This window comes from Pseudomonas sp. B6001 (genome assembly GCF_013386015.1).
Lineage (GTDB): Bacteria > Pseudomonadota > Gammaproteobacteria > Pseudomonadales > Pseudomonadaceae > Aquipseudomonas.
Map to the genome: position 1 here is coordinate 105,226 of NZ_JACAOX010000013.1, position 16,493 is coordinate 121,718.

General features: G+C 61.8%; 19 protein-coding genes. 16 read left to right on the forward strand and 3 right to left on the reverse strand.

Annotated features, from left to right (window positions below):
• Window positions 1-31: 31 nt before the first annotated feature.
• Window positions 32-487 carry a MaoC family dehydratase gene (locus HX821_RS14735; RefSeq protein ID WP_177035961.1) on the reverse strand — a complete coding sequence of 152 codons (456 nt, stop codon included), beginning with the start codon at window positions 485-487 and terminating at the stop codon, window positions 32-34.
• Window positions 488-666: 179 nt separating this feature from the next.
• Between HX821_RS14735 and HX821_RS14740 the strand changes: the two genes are divergently transcribed.
• The 4 genes from HX821_RS14740 to HX821_RS14755 all read left to right on the forward strand — a co-directional run bounded on the left by HX821_RS14740 (window position 667) and on the right by HX821_RS14755 (window position 2,673).
• Window positions 667-1,029, forward strand: a complete 363-nt coding sequence (locus tag HX821_RS14740) for a CidA/LrgA family protein (protein ID WP_008436537.1) — start codon at window positions 667-669, stop codon at window positions 1,027-1,029.
• Window positions 1,026-1,742, forward strand: coding sequence for an LrgB family protein (locus HX821_RS14745; protein WP_003215425.1), 717 nt, complete (start codon window positions 1,026-1,028; stop codon window positions 1,740-1,742). The genes HX821_RS14740 and HX821_RS14745 overlap by 4 nt, the downstream gene beginning before the upstream one ends.
• Before the next feature lie 21 nt (window positions 1,743-1,763).
• Entirely contained in the window at window positions 1,764-2,354 is a 591-nt protein-coding gene (locus HX821_RS14750; protein WP_003215426.1) for an LON peptidase substrate-binding domain-containing protein, read from the forward strand.
• Window positions 2,355-2,466: 112 nt separating this feature from the next.
• Entirely contained in the window at window positions 2,467-2,673 is a 207-nt protein-coding gene (locus HX821_RS14755; RefSeq protein WP_102369967.1) for a hypothetical protein, read from the forward strand.
• Here HX821_RS14755 and HX821_RS14760 read toward each other — a convergent pair.
• Both HX821_RS14760 and HX821_RS14765 read right to left on the reverse strand, forming a co-directional pair.
• The gene (locus tag HX821_RS14760; protein ID WP_102369966.1) at window positions 2,670-3,986 is read right to left on the reverse strand and encodes a bifunctional DedA family/phosphatase PAP2 family protein; all 1,317 of its coding nucleotides are present in this window, start codon (window positions 3,984-3,986) and stop codon (window positions 2,670-2,672) included. The genes HX821_RS14755 and HX821_RS14760 overlap by 4 nt on opposite strands.
• A 113-nt stretch (window positions 3,987-4,099) precedes the next feature.
• Window positions 4,100-4,783: a DNA-3-methyladenine glycosylase gene (locus HX821_RS14765; protein WP_102369965.1), complete on the reverse strand. Its 684-nt coding sequence runs from the start codon at window positions 4,781-4,783 to the stop codon at window positions 4,100-4,102.
• Between the two features lie 176 nt (window positions 4,784-4,959).
• On the opposite strand from HX821_RS14765, the gene HX821_RS14770 reads away from it, so the two are divergent.
• The 12 genes from HX821_RS14770 (at window position 4,960) to lipA (ending at window position 16,360) form a co-directional block, all read left to right on the forward strand.
• A complete protein-coding gene (locus HX821_RS14770; protein ID WP_003215430.1) occupies window positions 4,960-6,225 on the forward strand; it encodes a glutamate-5-semialdehyde dehydrogenase in 1,266 nt (421 codons plus the stop codon).
• Window positions 6,225-6,869, forward strand: coding sequence for a nicotinate-nucleotide adenylyltransferase (gene nadD / locus HX821_RS14775; protein WP_003215431.1), 645 nt, complete (start codon window positions 6,225-6,227; stop codon window positions 6,867-6,869). Before HX821_RS14770 ends, nadD begins: the two co-directional genes overlap by 1 nt.
• Before the next feature lie 69 nt (window positions 6,870-6,938).
• On the forward strand, window positions 6,939-7,433 hold the full coding sequence (rsfS, locus tag HX821_RS14780; protein ID WP_003215432.1) for a ribosome silencing factor: 495 nt from the start codon (window positions 6,939-6,941) through the stop codon (window positions 7,431-7,433).
• A 9-nt stretch (window positions 7,434-7,442) separates the two neighbouring features.
• Entirely contained in the window at window positions 7,443-7,910 is a 468-nt protein-coding gene (rlmH, locus tag HX821_RS14785; RefSeq protein ID WP_003185785.1) for a 23S rRNA (pseudouridine(1915)-N(3))-methyltransferase RlmH, read from the forward strand.
• Between the two features lie 15 nt (window positions 7,911-7,925).
• Window positions 7,926-9,824: a penicillin-binding protein 2 gene (mrdA, locus tag HX821_RS14790; RefSeq protein ID WP_003215433.1), complete on the forward strand. Its 1,899-nt coding sequence runs from the start codon at window positions 7,926-7,928 to the stop codon at window positions 9,822-9,824.
• A 31-nt stretch (window positions 9,825-9,855) separates the two neighbouring features.
• The gene (gene rodA, locus HX821_RS14795) at window positions 9,856-10,959 is read left to right on the forward strand and encodes a rod shape-determining protein RodA (protein WP_050442794.1); all 1,104 of its coding nucleotides are present in this window, start codon (window positions 9,856-9,858) and stop codon (window positions 10,957-10,959) included.
• A 17-nt stretch (window positions 10,960-10,976) separates the two neighbouring features.
• The gene (gene mltB / locus HX821_RS14800) at window positions 10,977-11,990 is read left to right on the forward strand and encodes a lytic murein transglycosylase B (protein ID WP_003215435.1); all 1,014 of its coding nucleotides are present in this window, start codon (window positions 10,977-10,979) and stop codon (window positions 11,988-11,990) included.
• Window positions 11,990-12,988 carry a septal ring lytic transglycosylase RlpA family protein gene (locus HX821_RS14805; RefSeq protein WP_003215436.1) on the forward strand — a complete coding sequence of 333 codons (999 nt, stop codon included), beginning with the start codon at window positions 11,990-11,992 and terminating at the stop codon, window positions 12,986-12,988. The genes mltB and HX821_RS14805 overlap by 1 nt, the downstream gene beginning before the upstream one ends.
• Before the next feature lie 185 nt (window positions 12,989-13,173).
• Window positions 13,174-14,331, forward strand: coding sequence for a D-alanyl-D-alanine carboxypeptidase family protein (locus tag HX821_RS14810; protein WP_003215437.1), 1,158 nt, complete (start codon window positions 13,174-13,176; stop codon window positions 14,329-14,331).
• 84 nt (window positions 14,332-14,415) lie between these two features.
• The gene (locus HX821_RS14815) at window positions 14,416-14,691 is read left to right on the forward strand and encodes a DUF493 domain-containing protein (RefSeq protein WP_003215438.1); all 276 of its coding nucleotides are present in this window, start codon (window positions 14,416-14,418) and stop codon (window positions 14,689-14,691) included.
• Window positions 14,691-15,338 (forward strand): lipoyl(octanoyl) transferase LipB, encoded by a 648-nt coding sequence (gene lipB / locus HX821_RS14820; RefSeq protein WP_003215439.1) that lies wholly within the window; start codon window positions 14,691-14,693, stop codon window positions 15,336-15,338. Before HX821_RS14815 ends, lipB begins: the two co-directional genes overlap by 1 nt.
• A 2-nt stretch (window positions 15,339-15,340) precedes the next feature.
• Window positions 15,341-16,360, forward strand: a complete 1,020-nt coding sequence (lipA, locus tag HX821_RS14825) for a lipoyl synthase (protein WP_003215441.1) — start codon at window positions 15,341-15,343, stop codon at window positions 16,358-16,360.
• Window positions 16,361-16,493 lie beyond the last annotated feature (133 nt).

Here is a 16,493-nt window from a genome sequence, read left to right on the forward strand (position 1 = left end):
GGTGAGCGGACGGGCTCACCACAGCCAGGTTTCAGACGAAGCAGAGTGACAACGATTCTGCAATGTAGGCCGGTTTTTCCTGGCCATCGATTTCCAGGGTGCAGGTGGCTTTAAGCAACCATTGCCCAGGTTTTTTCTCGGTGGCGTCGGTCAGGGTCACAGCCAGGCGCACCCTGGAGTCGACCTTCACGGGCTGGATGAAGCGCACGCTGTCCAGGCCATAGTTGACCGCCATCTTCAGGCCTTCGGGCATGATCAGGATGTCTTCGATGAGCTTGGGTATCAGCGACAGCGACAGGAAACCGTGGGCGATGGTGCCGCCAAACGGGGTCTGGGCGGCTTTCACCGGGTCGACGTGGATGAACTGAAAATCGCCGGTGGCTTCCGCGAACAGGTTGATACGTTCCTGGTCGATGGTGAGCCATGCAGAACGTCCCAGTTCCTTGCCGACATATTCTATGAGTTGCGCTACGGGTACTGAGGGCATTGCGACTCTCCTTCTTTGCTCGGTTGGCTTCATCGTTTTTGTAGTTTTGGACAGGTCCAGAGAACCAATGTAGATCATCACGGGCACTTGGCCCGGTCAACCCACCATGCTTTTGGCGAATGCCGCTCCATAGAGGCAGCGTGCTTATAATGCCGACACGCTTTTGGGGGGAAGAACGGATGCTGTTACGCGGTCTGACATGGCTGGTGCTGTTTCAATTGCTCGGCACGGCGATCAATCATTTGTTTGTCCCGGTGCTGCCGGGGCCGATTATCGGGCTGCTGCTGATGCTGGCCTTCCTGGTGTGGCGCGGCGAAGTCGGTGAACCCCTGAACCTGGCGGCCAGCAGCCTGCTGCGTTATTTGCCATTGCTGCTGGTGCCGCCTGCGGTCGGCGTTATGGTGTATGCCAAGGACATCGCCGCCGACTTCTGGGCCATCGTCGGCGCGCTGGTGTTGTCGCTGGTGATCGCCATGGGCTTTGTCGGCGTGCTGATGCAGAAACTGGTCAAGCGCCAGGCGCAGCGGGAGGACGGCCAATGACACTGGACTGGCAGGGCGCCTGGGCCGCCGTGATTCATCACCCGTTGTTCGGCATCGGCATCACCCTCGGCGCCTATCAGCTGGTGCTGGCCGGTTTCGAGAAAACCCGCTGGATTTTCCTGCAACCGGTGCTGGTGTCGATGCTGTTGGTGATCGGCGTGTTGCTCGGCTGTGGCCTGACGTACGTCGAGTACCGCAAGAGCACCGAGATCATGAGCATCCTGCTGGGCCCTGCGACGGTAGCCCTGGCGGTGCCGCTTTACCTGAATCTGCGACGAATTCGCCAATTGTTCTGGCCGATTTTTACTACGCTGGTGGTGGGAGGCGTATTGGCCACCGGCCTGTGCGTGCTGTTGGGCTGGTGGTTTGGCGCCGAACACATGATGCTGATGACCATGGCACCCAAGTCCGTGACCTCACCGATTGCGATGCTGGTGGCCGAGCAGATCGGCGGCGTGGCGGCATTGGCGGCGGTGTTCGTGCTGATCACCGGGGTGATCGGCGCGATGATCGGTCCGGCGTATCTGTCACGGCTGGGCGTGCACAGCCCCGAAGCGCGCGGTATGGCGCTGGGCATGACCGCCCACGCCGTAGGTACGTCGGTGGCCTTGCAGGAAAGCGAAGAGACCGGCGCCTTTGCGGCGCTGGCCATGAGTCTGATGGGCGTGGCCACGGCGGTGTTCCTGCCGTTGGCCGTGTCGCTGGTTATTTAAGTCGGGTTTAAGGAAACCTTTATGAGTCTGGCGCTTTTCCCGCTCAATACCGTGCTGTTTCCCGGGTGCACCCTCGACCTGCAGCTGTTCGAGGCGCGTTACCTGGACATGATCAGCCGCTGCATGAAAAAGGGCGAAAGCTTTGGCGTGGTGTGCATCCTCGACGGCAAGGAAGTGGGGCTGGCGCCGGATGGCTATGCGTTGATTGGCTGCGAGGCGCTGATCCGCGACTTCAAGCAGCAGGACAATGGCCTGCTGGGGATTCGGGTCGAGGGTGGCCGGCGTTTCCGCGTGCGTGATGCCGGTGTGCAGAAGGACCAGTTGCTGGTGGCCGAGGTGCAATGGCTGCACGAGCATCCCGAGCAACCGCTGGAAGAGGAAGACGCTGACTTGCTGGCGTTGCTTCATGCCCTGGCCGAGCATCCGATGGTGGCGTCCCTGGATATGGGCACCCACGCCGATGGACAGCAAGCCCTGGGCAATCAGTTGGCCTATCTGCTGCCCTTTACCGAGGCCGACAAGATCGACCTGTTGCAACTCGATGACCCGCAACAGCGCCTGGACGCGATCCAGTTGCTGCTGGATGAGTTGCAGGGCGAGTTGTTCACCTGACCCGCGAGTGTCACTCGGACTTGTCCTTCCCGGTCTTCAGATTTTCCGTGGTTGTCCTGATCCCGTTGCCTGAAATAGTTGGCAGTCACGTAACGATGACCAGGGGGAAAGGATGATTCGGCTTTCGCAATCGGAGCAAGTCGTGTGGGATGCGTTTTTTATGGCCGTCACCACGCAAATTCTTCATATGAACGACGGTCGCAGCGCGGAGTACATCGCCGAACGCGCCGCGGAGATGGCTGACGAAATGCTTCTGGAGCGGCGCGAGCGCAGCGTCGAACGCCGCGCTGCACCCCTGGATTGGCTGGGGCCTGCCTAGTAGGCATACCTCAGCAGCGCGTGGGAAGTGCCGGTAAACGCAATGAACCCGAGCACCGCGCCACACACCGGCAGGATCAGCCACCAGACTTTCGGCGGCATCGGTGGCAACAGGCTGCGGTGCTGGCTTAACGTCAGGCTGAAGGCGCACACCGTCATTGCCAGCAGGGTGCCGGCCAGGATGTCCGTCGGCCAGTGTGCACCCAGGTACACCCGGGAAATCGCGATGGTGGCGGCGGGAATGCAGCCAAGCACCAGCCAGGTCAGGCGCAGTCGTGTCGGTTGACCGCGACCGGCAAGCACTGCCAAGGCCAGGAAGAATGCAAACGAGCCGGACGCATGGCCGCTGGGCATGCTGAAGCTGGTGAGTGGGTCGGTCAGCACTTCGGGGCGCATCCGCGCAAAAAACAGCTTGGTCCCGGTATTGATCAGCGCCGCGCCCAGCAGGGTGGCGCCGACAAAGATTGCCTGGCGCCATTGCCGCGCCACCACCAGCAGGCCGGTCAGCACCGCGCTGGCGACAAACATCTTCTTGAACTCGCCGAGCTGGGTCACCATCACCATTGCCCGGTCGATCGCCGGGCCGCGGTGTTCCTGCACCAGTGCCATCAAGCCCTGGTCAAAGTCGTTGAGGTAGGGATAGCCGATAAACAACGCGATCAACAGTGTGCCGCCAATGCAGCCAATCCATAGAGTGGCGCGCCGATGGCCGCGCAGGCTGCTGTTGAGGCTTACGCCGATCAACACTGCGAGACAGGCGGCGACAATCCCGGCCTCCGGCCAGAAGCCTTCGGGCAATGGCAGGCGGAAGGCCGCGCCGGTGGCCCAGCCCGGCAACAGATACGCCACCGACCAGCCTGCACCGGCCAGCAGGCTCACGGCGGCAAAACGCGGGAAGGGCATGTCGCACATGCCCGCAACCATCGGCAACATCGGCCGCAGCGGGCCAATGAAGCGGCCTACCAACAGGCTGGCGATGCCGTACTTCTGGAAGTAAGCCTCGGCGCCGCTCATCCATTCCGGGTGATGCCGCAGGCCGGGAAGGCGCCGGATGTTCTGGTGGAAATGGCGACCGAGGAAGTAGGAAACAACATCGCCCAACACGCCGCCGAGGAAGCCCAGCAACAGGGTTTCTCCCAGGGACAGTGCGCCGCTGCCGGCCAGGGCGGCGATGGCAAACAGCAATACCGTGCCAGGTACGATCAGGCCGGCAATGGCCAGGCACTCCACGCACGCCACGATAAACACCGCCACGGCCAGCCATTGCGGGTTCAGGGTCAGCCAGCCGGTAATGCTATCGAGCCATGGGCCCATACAATCAACTCCCTTTTGTAGATCGTCCTTGTGGGAGCCCGGCTTGCCGGCGATGGCGTCCTTGGGTCCGCTATCGCCGGGCAAGCCGGGCTCCTACAGGTTTATGTATGTTTTCAAATCAAAAAATAGTCGCGGCCTTCGACCTGGCCCCGGCGCAGCGGGTTCCGTGTGCAATACGGCGCATAACCGGCATCGACGAAGCGGTACATCAGGTGTTCATCGCGCCCACCGGGAATGCCCAGGCGGGTGGTCTGGATGATCTGCGCTGGCGCCAGCCCTACGTCTTCCACGTAGAGCAGTTCCTGGTCAAAGCGCTTGGCGTCCCACATCGGCACCTTCAAACCCAGCGCCTTGCACAGCAAGGTCTGGCCGGCGCACAGCTTTTGCGAGGGCCGTGGCCTGCCGCTGGCGTCCGGGTTATTCAGCAGCATCTGCGCCAGGCTGGCCGGGCCGGAGACTTCGTCGACCCACGGATAGGCTGATTTGATCAGCACCGCATTGCCCGGACCGTGGGCGCTGAAGTTCAGCGAATCACCGCCGCGGGCGTAGTACATATAGATGTGCCCGCCATCCAGAAACAAAGCCTTACGCTTTTCTGTGTAGCCCAAGGACGCGTGGCTGCCTTTTTCGGCGAGGTAATACGCTTCGGTTTCGATAATTCGTGCCGACAGCCACAAATCACCAACACGATGGCGAATGACTTTTCCGAGCAATTCGCGCGCGAGCAGTTGCGCGTCACGGTCGAAAAAGCCGTCGGGCAGGGCGTTGGCGGGGATCAGCGGCGAGAAACTGGACATGGCGATCAAAGGTAATACGGCTAAATGTGACAGGATGATAACAACTCCAGCCTTAATTCCCGCTGAACGTCGGGTTTTTACAGTTCATTTCGACCATCCGCCCCTCACCGCTGTCCGTAGGACGGCGTCACAGCTATAATCTGCCGCTTTCCTCTTTGCCAAGACCCCACCAGACCATGACTGAGTCCGTTCTTGACTACATGACCCGCCTGGGTCGCGCTGCCCGTCAGGCCTCGCGGTTGATCGCCCGTGCGAGTACTGCGCAGAAGAACCGCGCCTTGCTGGCGGCCGCCGACGCTCTGGATGCTTCGCGCTCCGAGCTGAGCGCCGCCAATGAACAGGATTTGGCCAACGGTCGCGCCAATGGCCTGGAGCCTGCATTGCTGGATCGCCTGGCGCTGACGCCGGCGCGGATCGACGACATGATCGAAGGCTTGCGTCAGGTGGCCAAGCTGCCTGACCCCATCGGTGAAATCCGCGACATGCGCTACCTGCCCTCCGGCATTCAAGTCGGCAAGATGCGCGTGCCCCTGGGCGTGATCGGCATCATCTATGAGTCACGCCCGAACGTGACCATCGACGCCGCGAGCCTGTGCCTCAAGTCGGGCAACGCCACCATCCTGCGGGGCGGTTCCGAGGCCATCAATTCCAACCGTGCCATCGCCGCGTGCATTCAGCAGGGCCTGGCCGTGGCTGAACTGCCGGCCGAAGTGGTGCAAGTGGTCGAGACCACTGACCGCGCTGCCGTTGGTGCGCTTATCACCATGCCTGAGTTCGTCGACGTGATCGTGCCACGGGGTGGCAAGAGCCTGATCGAACGCGTGAGCCGTGATGCCAAGGTGCCAGTTATCAAGCACCTGGACGGCGTCTGCCACGTGTTCATCGACATCGCCGCCGACCTCGACAAGGCGATCCGCATTGCCGACAACGCCAAGACTCACCGCTACGCCCCGTGCAACACCATGGAAACCCTGCTGGTGCACGTCGGCATTGCCGATCGCGTGCTGCCGCCGCTGGCTGCCATCTACCGCGACAAGGGCGTTGAACTGCGTGGTTGCGAGCGTACCCGGGCGATCCTCGGCAGCGACGTGATCGAGGCCACCGAGCAGGACTGGTACACCGAATACACGGCGCCGATCCTGTCGATCCGCATCGTCGACGACCTGGACCAGGCCATCGAACACATCAATCAATACGGCTCCAAGCACACCGACGCCATTGTCACCGAGCATTTCAGCGATGCCCGGCGTTTCCTCAACGAAGTGGATTCCGCTTCGGTGATGGTCAACGCCTCGACGCGCTTTGCCGACGGCTTCGAGTACGGCCTGGGGGCGGAGATCGGTATCTCCACCGACAAGCTCCACGCACGCGGCCCGGTTGGCCTGGAAGGGCTGACCAGCGAGAAGTACGTGGTGTTCGGTGACGGTCATGTGCGCACTTGATGGGTAAACGCATCGGGCTGCTCGGCGGCACCTTCGACCCCGTGCACATCGGCCATTTGCGCAGTGCACTGGAAGTCGCGGACGCCCTCGGGCTGGATGAACTGCGCCTGGCACCGAATGCCCGGCCGCCCCATCGCGATACGCCGCAGGTGTCTGCGCAGCAGCGCCTGGAGATGGTCCGCCTTGCTGTGGCCGGCATTGCACCGCTGGTGGTGGACGACCGCGAACTCAAGCGCGACAAACCGTCCTACACTGTCGACACCCTGGAACTGATGCGGGCCGAGTTGGCCGCGGATGACCAGTTATTTCTACTTTTGGGCTGGGACGCGTTTTGCGGCCTGCCCACTTGGCATCGCTGGGAAGAGTTGCTCCAGCATTGCCACATCCTGGTGCTGCAACGCCCGGATGCCGACGCAGAATCGCCGGATGCCTTGCGCAACCTGCTGGCGGCGCGGTCGGTAAGTGACCCTTTGGCCCTGACCGGGCCGAGCGGGAATATTGCATTCGTCTGGCAAACCCCGCTTGCGGTGTCTGCCACCCAGATCCGTCAACTGCTGGCCAGCGGGAAGTCGGTACGTTTCCTGGTGCCTGACGCGGTCCTGGCCTACATCGATGCGCACGGGCTTTACCGTGCGTCGAACTGAAAAGGCGCGCTTGAACGCACGAACAGTCGTGCAGCGAGCGCCCGAACATACGAGCAAAACGAGTTTTATATGACGAACAAAGACGTAAGCAAAGTTAAGCGCAAAGGCACGTTCAAGAGCGCTCCTCTGCCAGTAGAAGCCCACACCGGCCCTGAGCTGGCCGGCGAAGAGCTGGTGAAGGTTGCCGTGGCTGCCCTGGAAGACGTGAAGGCCCAGGACATCCAGGTCCTGGACGTGCGCGACAAGCAGAGCATCACCGACTTCATGATCATCGCCACCGGTACCTCCAACCGCCAGATCGGCGCGATGCTGGACAAGGTTCGCGAAGCGGTCAAAGCCCAGGGCGTCAAGCCATTGGGTGAAGAAGGCAAGGGCGACAGCGACTGGGTACTGCTGGACATGGACGACGTGATCGTTCACATGATGACCAGCAACGCCCGTCAGTTCTACGACCTGGAGCGTCTGTGGAAAGGCGCCGAGCAGAGCCGTGCCGCCGATGGCAAGCACCACAGCCCTGAAGTCGGCCACGCGCACTTCGACAAGCTCAACAAAGACCAGGAATAAGGAACGGCTGTGCGCCTGCGTCTGATCGCTGTCGGTTCACGCATGCCCAAGTGGGTGGAAGAAGGCTGGCATGAATATGCCAAGCGCCTGCCATCCGAATTGGCGCTGGAACTGGTGGAAATACCGCTCAATACCCGGGGCAAGAACGCCGACGTGGCCCGCTTTATCCGTCAGGAAGGCGAAGCCATGCTGGCCAAGGTCGGGCCCAACGAGCGGATCGTGACCCTCGAAGTGCACGGCAAGCCTTGGAGCACCGAGCAGTTGGCGGTGGAACTGGATCGCTGGCGCCTGGATTCGCGCACGGTCAACTTCATGGTCGGCGGCCCCGAGGGGCTGGCGCCGGAAGTGTGCGCGCGGGCGGACCAGCGCTGGTCGCTGTCGCCCCTGACACTGCCGCACCCGCTGGTAAGAATTCTGATCGGTGAACAGCTGTATCGCGCCTGGACAGTTCTGTCCGGGCACCCTTACCACAAATAATCTGCGCCCTGCCTGATGACCCAGCCGATCCGCATCAAGGACCACGAGAAAGACGCACGTCTTGTACGCGCGCGGGTGGTCTTTGGCGCGATTTTGGTGGTGGCATTGCTGGGGGTGCTGATTGCGCGCCTGTATTTCCTGCAGGTGATCCAGTACGACTATCACTCCACATTGTCGGAAAACAACCGGGTGCACGTGCAGCCGATTCCGCCGACCCGTGGGCTGATTTTCGACCGCAATGGCGTGGTGGTAGCGGATAACCGGCCCAGCTTCAGCCTGAGCATGACCCGCGAACGCTCCGGGGACTGGCAGCAGATCCTCGATGTGATCGTCGAGGTGCTGCAACTGACGCCGGAAGACCGGGTGATTTTCGAAAAGCGCATGAAACAGGGGCGCCGGCCGTTTGAGCCGGTGCCGATCCTGTTCGAGCTGACCGAAGAGCAGATCGCCCGGATCGCGGTGAACCAGTTCCGTCTGCCGGGTGTGGAAGTGGTGGCGCAGTTGGTGCGCCACTACCCGCAAGGGGCGCACTTTGCGCATTCGGTCGGCTACATGGGCCGGATCAACGAGAAAGAGCTGAAGACCCTCGACCCGGTCAACTACAGCGGCACCCACCATATCGGCAAGACCGGCATCGAGCGTTTCTACGAGCCGGAACTGCACGGCCAGGTGGGGTACGAGGAAGTCGAGACCAACGCCCGTGGCCGCGTGCTGCGGGTGCTCAAGCGTACCGACCCGGTGCCCGGCAAGGACATCGTGCTGAGCCTGGACATCAAGTTGCAGGAAGCGGCGGAGATGGCTCTGGGCGGGCGTCGGGGTGCCGTGGTGGCACTGGATCCGAGCACTGGCGAAGTGCTGGCGATGGTCAGCCAGCCAAGTTTTGACCCCAACCTGTTTGTCACCGGGATCAGCTTCAAGGCCTACGCCGAGCTGCGTGATTCCATCGACCGGCCGCTGTTCAACCGCGTGCTGCGTGGCCTGTATCCACCGGGTTCGACCATCAAGCCGGCGGTGGCGATTGCCGGCCTGGACTCGGGCGTGGTCACGGCATCGAGCCGGGTGTTCGACCCCGGCTACTACATGCTGCCCAACTACGATCACAAATACCGTAACTGGAACCGCACCGGCGACGGTTATGTGGACCTGGATACGGCGATCATGCGTTCCAACGACACCTACTTCTATGACCTGGCCCACAAGCTGGGGATTGATCGGCTGTCGGCCTACATGGGCAAGTTCGGCCTTGGTCAGAAAGTCTCCCTGGACATGTTCGAAGAATCCCCGGGACTGATGCCGTCCCGCGAGTGGAAGCGTGCGACGCGGCGCCAGGCTTGGTTCCCGGGCGAAACCCTGATCCTGGGGATCGGCCAGGGCTACATGCAGGCCACGCCGCTGCAACTGGCCCAGGCCACCGCGCTGGTGGCCAACAAGGGGGTGTGGAACCGCCCGCACCTGGCCAAGACCATCGAGGGCGAACGCCCGGTGGACGAAAACCCGATTCCCGACATTGTGCTGCGCGACCCGTCCGACTGGACCAAGGTCAACCACGGCATGCAGCAAGTGATGCACGGCGCCCGGGGTACTGCTCGTAAAGCGGCAGCCGGCGCGCAATACCGGATTGCCGGCAAGAGCGGTACGGCCCAGGTGGTCGCGATCAAGCAGGGCGAGAAATACGACCGCTCCAAGGTTCAGGAGCGCCACCGTGACCACGCCTTGTTCGTCGGCTTTGCTCCGGCTGACAACCCGAAGATCGTCGTGGCGGTGATGGTCGAGAACGGTGAATCCGGTTCCGGCGTAGCAGCGCCCGTGGTGCGTCAGATCATGGATGCCTGGCTGTTGACCGAAGACGGCAAGCTCAAGCCCGAATATGGCGGCACCCCATCCAGTGTGGAGGCTACGGCCCTTGAAGAGTAATTTTGACCGCATCCTCTCCAGCGAAGATGTGATGCGCCGCCGCGCCACTTTGCTGCAGCGCATGCACATTGATGGCCCGTTGCTGATCCTGCTGCTGACCCTGGCCGCCGGCAGCCTGTTCGTGTTGTATTCGGCCAGTGGCAAGAACTGGGACTTGCTGATCAAACAGGCGTCGTCGTTTGGCCTGGGCCTGTTGTCGATGGTGGTGATCGCCCAGCTGGAGCCGCGTTTCATGGCGCGCTGGGTGCCGCTGGGGTATGTCGCCGGCGTGTTGCTGCTGGTGGTGGTGGATGTCATGGGTCACAACGCCATGGGCGCGACGCGCTGGATCAACATCCCGGGGGTGATTCGCTTCCAGCCGTCGGAATTCATGAAGATTTTGATGCCTGCGACCATCGCCTGGTACCTGTCAAAACGCACACTGCCGCCCCAGCTCAAGCACGTGGGCATCAGCCTGATATTGATCGGCGTGCCGTTCATCCTGATCGTGCGCCAGCCCGACCTCGGCACCTCGCTGCTGATCCTGGCGGGCGGCGCGTTCGTGCTGTTCATGGGGGGGCTGCGCTGGCGCTGGATCCTCAGCGTGCTGGCCGCGGCCGTGCCGGTGGCCGTGGCCATGTGGTTCTTCTTCATGCACGACTACCAGAAGCAGCGAATCCTCACGTTCCTCGACCCGGAGAGCGATCCGCTGGGCACCGGCTGGAACATCATCCAGTCCAAGGCGGCCATCGGTTCCGGCGGCGTATTCGGCAAGGGCTGGCTGCTGGGCACCCAGTCGCACCTGGACTTTTTGCCGGAAAGCCACACCGACTTCATTATCGCGGTGATGGGCGAGGAGTTCGGCCTGGTGGGCATCTGCGCACTGTTGCTGATTTACTTGCTGCTGATCGGGCGCGGCCTGGTGATTACTGCCCAGGCGCAAACCCTGTTTGGCAAATTGCTCGCCGGCAGCCTCACCATGACGTTTTTTGTTTACGTTTTCGTCAACATCGGTATGGTCAGTGGCCTGTTGCCGGTGGTTGGGGTGCCGTTGCCGTTCATTAGCTACGGCGGAACTTCGCTGGTGACATTGCTGTCAGCGTTTGGGGTTTTGATGTCGATCCATACCCATCGTAAGTGGATCGCACAGGTTTGAATAAGGTGAAGATGTCAATGCAAGTAATGCGCGGCTGGGCTGCCCGGCACGTGTCCTGGATGGGCCTGTTGGGCCTGCTGGGAGCCGCTGTGCAGGAAGCGCAGGCCGGCGACTACGACGGTTCGCCCCAGGTCGCCGAGTTTGTCGGTGAGATGACCCGTGACTATGGTTTCGCCGGTGAACAGCTGATGGGCGTGTTCCGCGAGGCCCAGCGCAAGCAGGCGATCCTCGACGCCATCTCTCGGCCCGCCGAGCGCGTGAAGCAGTGGAAGGAATATCGCCCGATGTTCCTGACCGACGCCCGCGTGGCGCGGGGCGTGGACTTCTGGCGCCAGCACGAAGCGGTGCTGGCCCGCGCCGAGCAGGAATACGGCGTACCGGCCCAGGTGATCGTGGCAATCATCGGCATCGAAACCTTCTACGGCCGCAACACCGGCAGCTACCGGGTGATCGACGCCTTGTCGACCCTGGGCTTTGACTACCCGCCACGCGCCGAATTCTTCCGCAAAGAGCTGCGCGAGTTCCTGTTGTTGGCCCGTGAAGAGCAGGTCGACCCGTTGACCCTCAAGGGCTCCTACGCCGGGGCCATGGGCTTGCCGCAGTTCATGCCGAGCAGCTTTCGCGCCTACGCCGTGGATTTTGACGGCGACGGCCATATCAATATCTGGAGCAACCCCGATGACGCTATCGGCAGCGTCGCCAGCTACTTCAAGCGCCACGGCTGGGTAGCCGGCGAGCCGGTGGTGATTCGCGCCGATGTGACCGGTGAGCGCGCCGATGAAGGCCTGACCCAGGGTATCGAGCCGGTCAAGACGGTCGGGGAGTTGCGGGCGCTGGGCTGGTCGAGTCAGAATGCGCCACGCGATGATATGCCGGTGACGGCGTTCCGCCTCGAAGGCGAAAATGGCCCCGAATACTGGATGGGCCTGAAGAATTTCTACGCAATCACGCGTTATAACCGCAGCGTGATGTACGCCATGGCCGTGCATCAACTGTCAGACATGCTGGTCCAAGCACGGGGCGTCAAGTAATGCCGGTATCACCGATGTACAAACCCCTGAAGCTGTTGGCGTACGCCGCATTGTCGTTATTGGTGGTCAGTTGCTCCACCAGTCGTGCACCGGTGCAAAAAACGGCTGGCACGGCGATCCGCTCCCAGCCGGGGCTGGATATCAACCGCGCCCACAAAGACGGCGCGCCGTGGTGGGATGTGGATGTTTCGAAGATCCCGGATGCCACGCCGACCCTGCACACCGGCCCTTACAAGGCCAACCCCTATACCGTGCTGGGCAAAAACTACTTCCCGCTGCAAGACTCCAAGACCTACGTGCAATCAGGTACGGCGTCCTGGTACGGGACCAAGTTCCACGGCCAGAACACCGCCAACGGCGAAGTCTATGACTTGTACGGCATGAGCGCGGCGCACAAGACCCTGCCGCTGCCCAGCTATGTACGCGTGACCAACCTGGACAACAACCGCTCGGTAATCCTGCGGGTCAATGACCGTGGGCCGTTCTATTCGGACCGGATCATCGACTTGTCCTACGCCGCCGCCAAGAAACTCGGGTATGCCGAAATCGGCACCGCCCGGGTGAAGGTCGAAGGTATCGACCCGGCCCAGTACTGGGCCCAGCGCGGCAAGCCGGCGCCGTTGATGCTCAACGAACCGCAAACCCCGCAACCGCAAGTCACGGCCTCGGCCGGCAAGATCGAACAGTGGACCCCGCCGCCGGCGCAGCACGCCCCGGACACGGTGGTCATTCCGCATGCAGCACCGGGAGCCTCTACCGTGGGCGGCCAGTACCTGCAAGTCGGCGCTTTCGCCAACCCGGACGCGGCAGAGCTGCTAAGGTCCAAGCTCAGCGGGATGGTCAGCGCGCCAGTCTTTATCAGCTCTATTGTGCGTAACCAGCAGACCCTGCACCGTGTGCGCATGGGGCCGATCGGCTCGCCGAGTGAAGTTGCGCAAGTGCAGAACAGCGTGCGCCTGGCCAACCTGGGGCAACCCAGCGTGGTCACCGCCGAGTAAGCAGTACAAAGGATTGATGGCTCAGGCTCGCATGCGGGTTTGAGCCCTGGTTGTTGGCTCGTTGAACAATAAAAACCCAGGGGCAAGGGGTGGGCATGCAACCGAACACGCGACAGTCTGGCGACGGGCTGTCTGAATAGTTTTGCCCGCGAGGGCAAGTTTCCATAAGCAATTTCGAGAGACGGATGAACATCACCACCTTAGCCAAACGCACGTGCCTGCTTCTTTCGCTGATCATCACCCCGGCCGCCTGGGCGGTTGAAATGGTGCCAGCTTCCCCGCAACTGGCTGCCAAGGCCTGGGTCCTGATGGACGCCGCCAGCGGCAACGTGCTGGTGGAGAACAACGGTGACCAGCGCCTGCCCCCAGCCAGCCTGACCAAGCTGATGACCGCCTACATCGCGACCCTGGAAATCCGTCGCGGCCAGATCGGCGAAAACGATCCGGTGACCGTCAGCGAAAACGCCTGGCGCACCGGCGGTTCGCGGATGTTCATCAAGGTCGGCTCGCAAGTGACCGTCAGCGACCTGTTGCACGGCATCATCATCCAGTCGGGTAACGACGCCAGCGTAGCCCTGTCCGAGCACATCGCCGGCAGCGAAGATGCGTTCGCCGACATGATGAACAAAACCGTGGCCGACCTGGGCATGACCAACAGCCACTTCATGAACCCGACCGGCCTGCCGAACCCTGAGCACTACTCGTCGGCTCACGACATGGCGATCCTGGCTCGCGCGATCATTCGTGTCGACCCGGTGCACTACGCGATCTACTCCCAGAAAGAGTTCTTCTGGAACAACATCAAGCAGCCTAACCGCAACCTGTTGCTGTGGCGTGACAAGACCGTCGATGGCCTGAAAACCGGCCACACCGAAGAAGCCGGCTACTGCATGGTGTCGTCCGCTGTCCGTGACGGCCAGCGCCTGATTGCCGTGGTATTCGGTACCAACAGCGAGCAGGCCCGTGCGGCCGAGACGCAAAAGCTGCTGACCTATGGCTTCCGTTTCTTCGAAACCCAGACCTTCTACCAGAAAGGCACCGAGCTGGCTCAAGCCCCTGTGTGGAAAGGCGCGACCCATCAAGTCAAGGCTGGCCTGGCTGAAGACCTGACCCTGACCATGCCTAAAGGCCAGCTCAAGAAGCTGGTGGCCAGCATGACCATGAACCCGCAACTGGTCGCACCGATCGCCAAGGGCGATGTGATTGGTAAAGTCGAAGTGAAGCTGGACGACAAGGTGGTGCACAGCGCCGATCTGATCGCTCTGGACGCCGTCGACGAAGGTGGTATCTTCCGACGCGTGTGGGATAGCATCCGTCTATTCTTCTACAGCTTGTTCAACTGATAGTGTGCACCTGCATGACCCCGCGCTGATCCGGCGCGGGGTTATGCCCGTCGCCACGGCTTACGCTTACGAGGCCGTTACGCCATGACCGATACCGAAGTAAAGGCGCCAAAGATCGAATTCCCAAACGTGGACTATCCCGTCAAGGTGATCAGCGATACGGGCGTGGGCAACAAGGACAAGATCATCGAGATCGTCAAGAAGCACGCAACGATCAACCATGACCGTGTGGATGAGCGTCAAAGCACCAACGGCAAGTACACCACTATTCAGTTGCACATCGTGGCGACTGACCAGGACCAGCTCTACAACATCAACAGCGAACTGCGGGCTACCGGCTTCGTGCACATGGTGTTGTGATGTCACAGACCCTGGGCTTTCGCGAGCTCGGCCAAATGGCTTACGAACCGGTGTGGCACGCCATGCAGCGGTTCACCAACGAGCGCGGCACTGAAGCCCCGGATGAAATCTGGCTGGTGGAGCACCCGCCGGTTTTCACCCAGGGCCAGGCCGGCAAGGCCGAGCATTTGCTGCTGCCGGGAGAAATCCCGGTGGTGCAGGTCGACCGCGGCGGGCAGGTGACTTACCATGGCCCAGGTCAATTGGTGGCTTATCTGTTGCTGGACGTGCGCAGGCTGGGTTTTGGCGTACGTGAGCTGGTCAGTCGCATGGAGTCATGCCTGATCGAGCTGCTGGCCAGCTACGGTGTGACCGCCGCGGCCAAGCCGGATGCACCGGGGGTTTATGTTGATGGCGCGAAAATCGCCTCCCTGGGCTTGCGGATTCGCCACGGTTGTTCCTTTCATGGCCTGGCCTTGAATGTGGACATGGACCTGGCGCCGTTTCGACGGATCAATCCCTGCGGCTACGCCGGTTTGGCGATGACCCAGTTGAGCGATCACGCAACACCACTAGAATTTGCCGAGGTAAGTGCCCGGCTGCGCGCGCAGCTCGTCAAACACCTCGACTATGCTGAGCAGACGACCCTAACGGGCGGAATCGACTGATTATGACTACTGATGCAGTGCAAACCATGATCCCGACGCTGGATGTTACCGAGCGTCCGGCCCCGCGTGCCAAGGTAGAAGCCGGCGTCAAGCTGCGCGGCGCCGAGAAGGTTGCACGCATCCCGGTGAAGATCATTCCGACCACCGAACTGCCGAAAAAGCCTGACTGGATTCGCGTGCGTATCCCGGTTTCGCCGGAAGTCGACCGCATCAAGGCCCTGCTGCGCAAACACAAGCTGCACAGCGTGTGCGAAGAGGCGTCCTGCCCGAACCTGGGCGAGTGCTTCTCCGGTGGCACCGCGACCTTCATGATCATGGGTGACATCTGCACCCGTCGTTGCCCGTTCTGCGACGTTGGCCACGGCCGGCCGAAGCCACTGGACGTCAACGAGCCGGAAAGCCTGGCCATCGCCATCGCCGACCTGAAACTCAAGTATGTCGTGATTACTTCGGTAGACCGCGACGACCTGCGTGACGGCGGTGCCCAGCACTTTGCCGACTGCATCCGCGAGATCCGCAAGCTGTCGCCGAACGTGATGCTCGAGACCCTGGTGCCGGACTACCGTGGCCGTATGGACGTGGCGCTGGAAATCACTGCCGCCGAGCCGCCGGATGTGTTCAACCACAACTTGGAAACCGTACCGCGCCTGTACAAGGCTGCGCGTCCGGGTTCGGACTACCAGTGGTCGCTGACCCTGCTGCAGAAGTTCAAGCAGATGATGCCGCACATTCCGACCAAATCCGGCCTGATGCTGGGCCTGGGCGAAACCGACGAAGAAGTCATCGAAGTCATGAAGCGCATGCGCGAACACGACATCGACATGCTGACCCTCGGCCAGTACCTGCAGCCGTCCCGCAGCCACTTGCCGGTGCAGCGTTTCGTGCACCCGGATGTGTTCGCCTGGTTTGCCGAAGAAGGCTACAAGATGGGCTTCAAGAACGTCGCTTCCGGCCCGCTGGTACGTTCCTCGTACCACGCCGACGAGCAGGCGAAACTGGTCAAGGCCAGCCTGGTGTCCTGATACGCGGAACGCCGGACACTGCAGGACCCATGTGGGAGCCGGCTTGAGTGGGAGCGGGCTTGTTCGCGAATGCGTTGGATCAGTTGACCTGTCCGGTGACTGACTGACCGTCTTCGCGAGCAAGCCCGCTCCC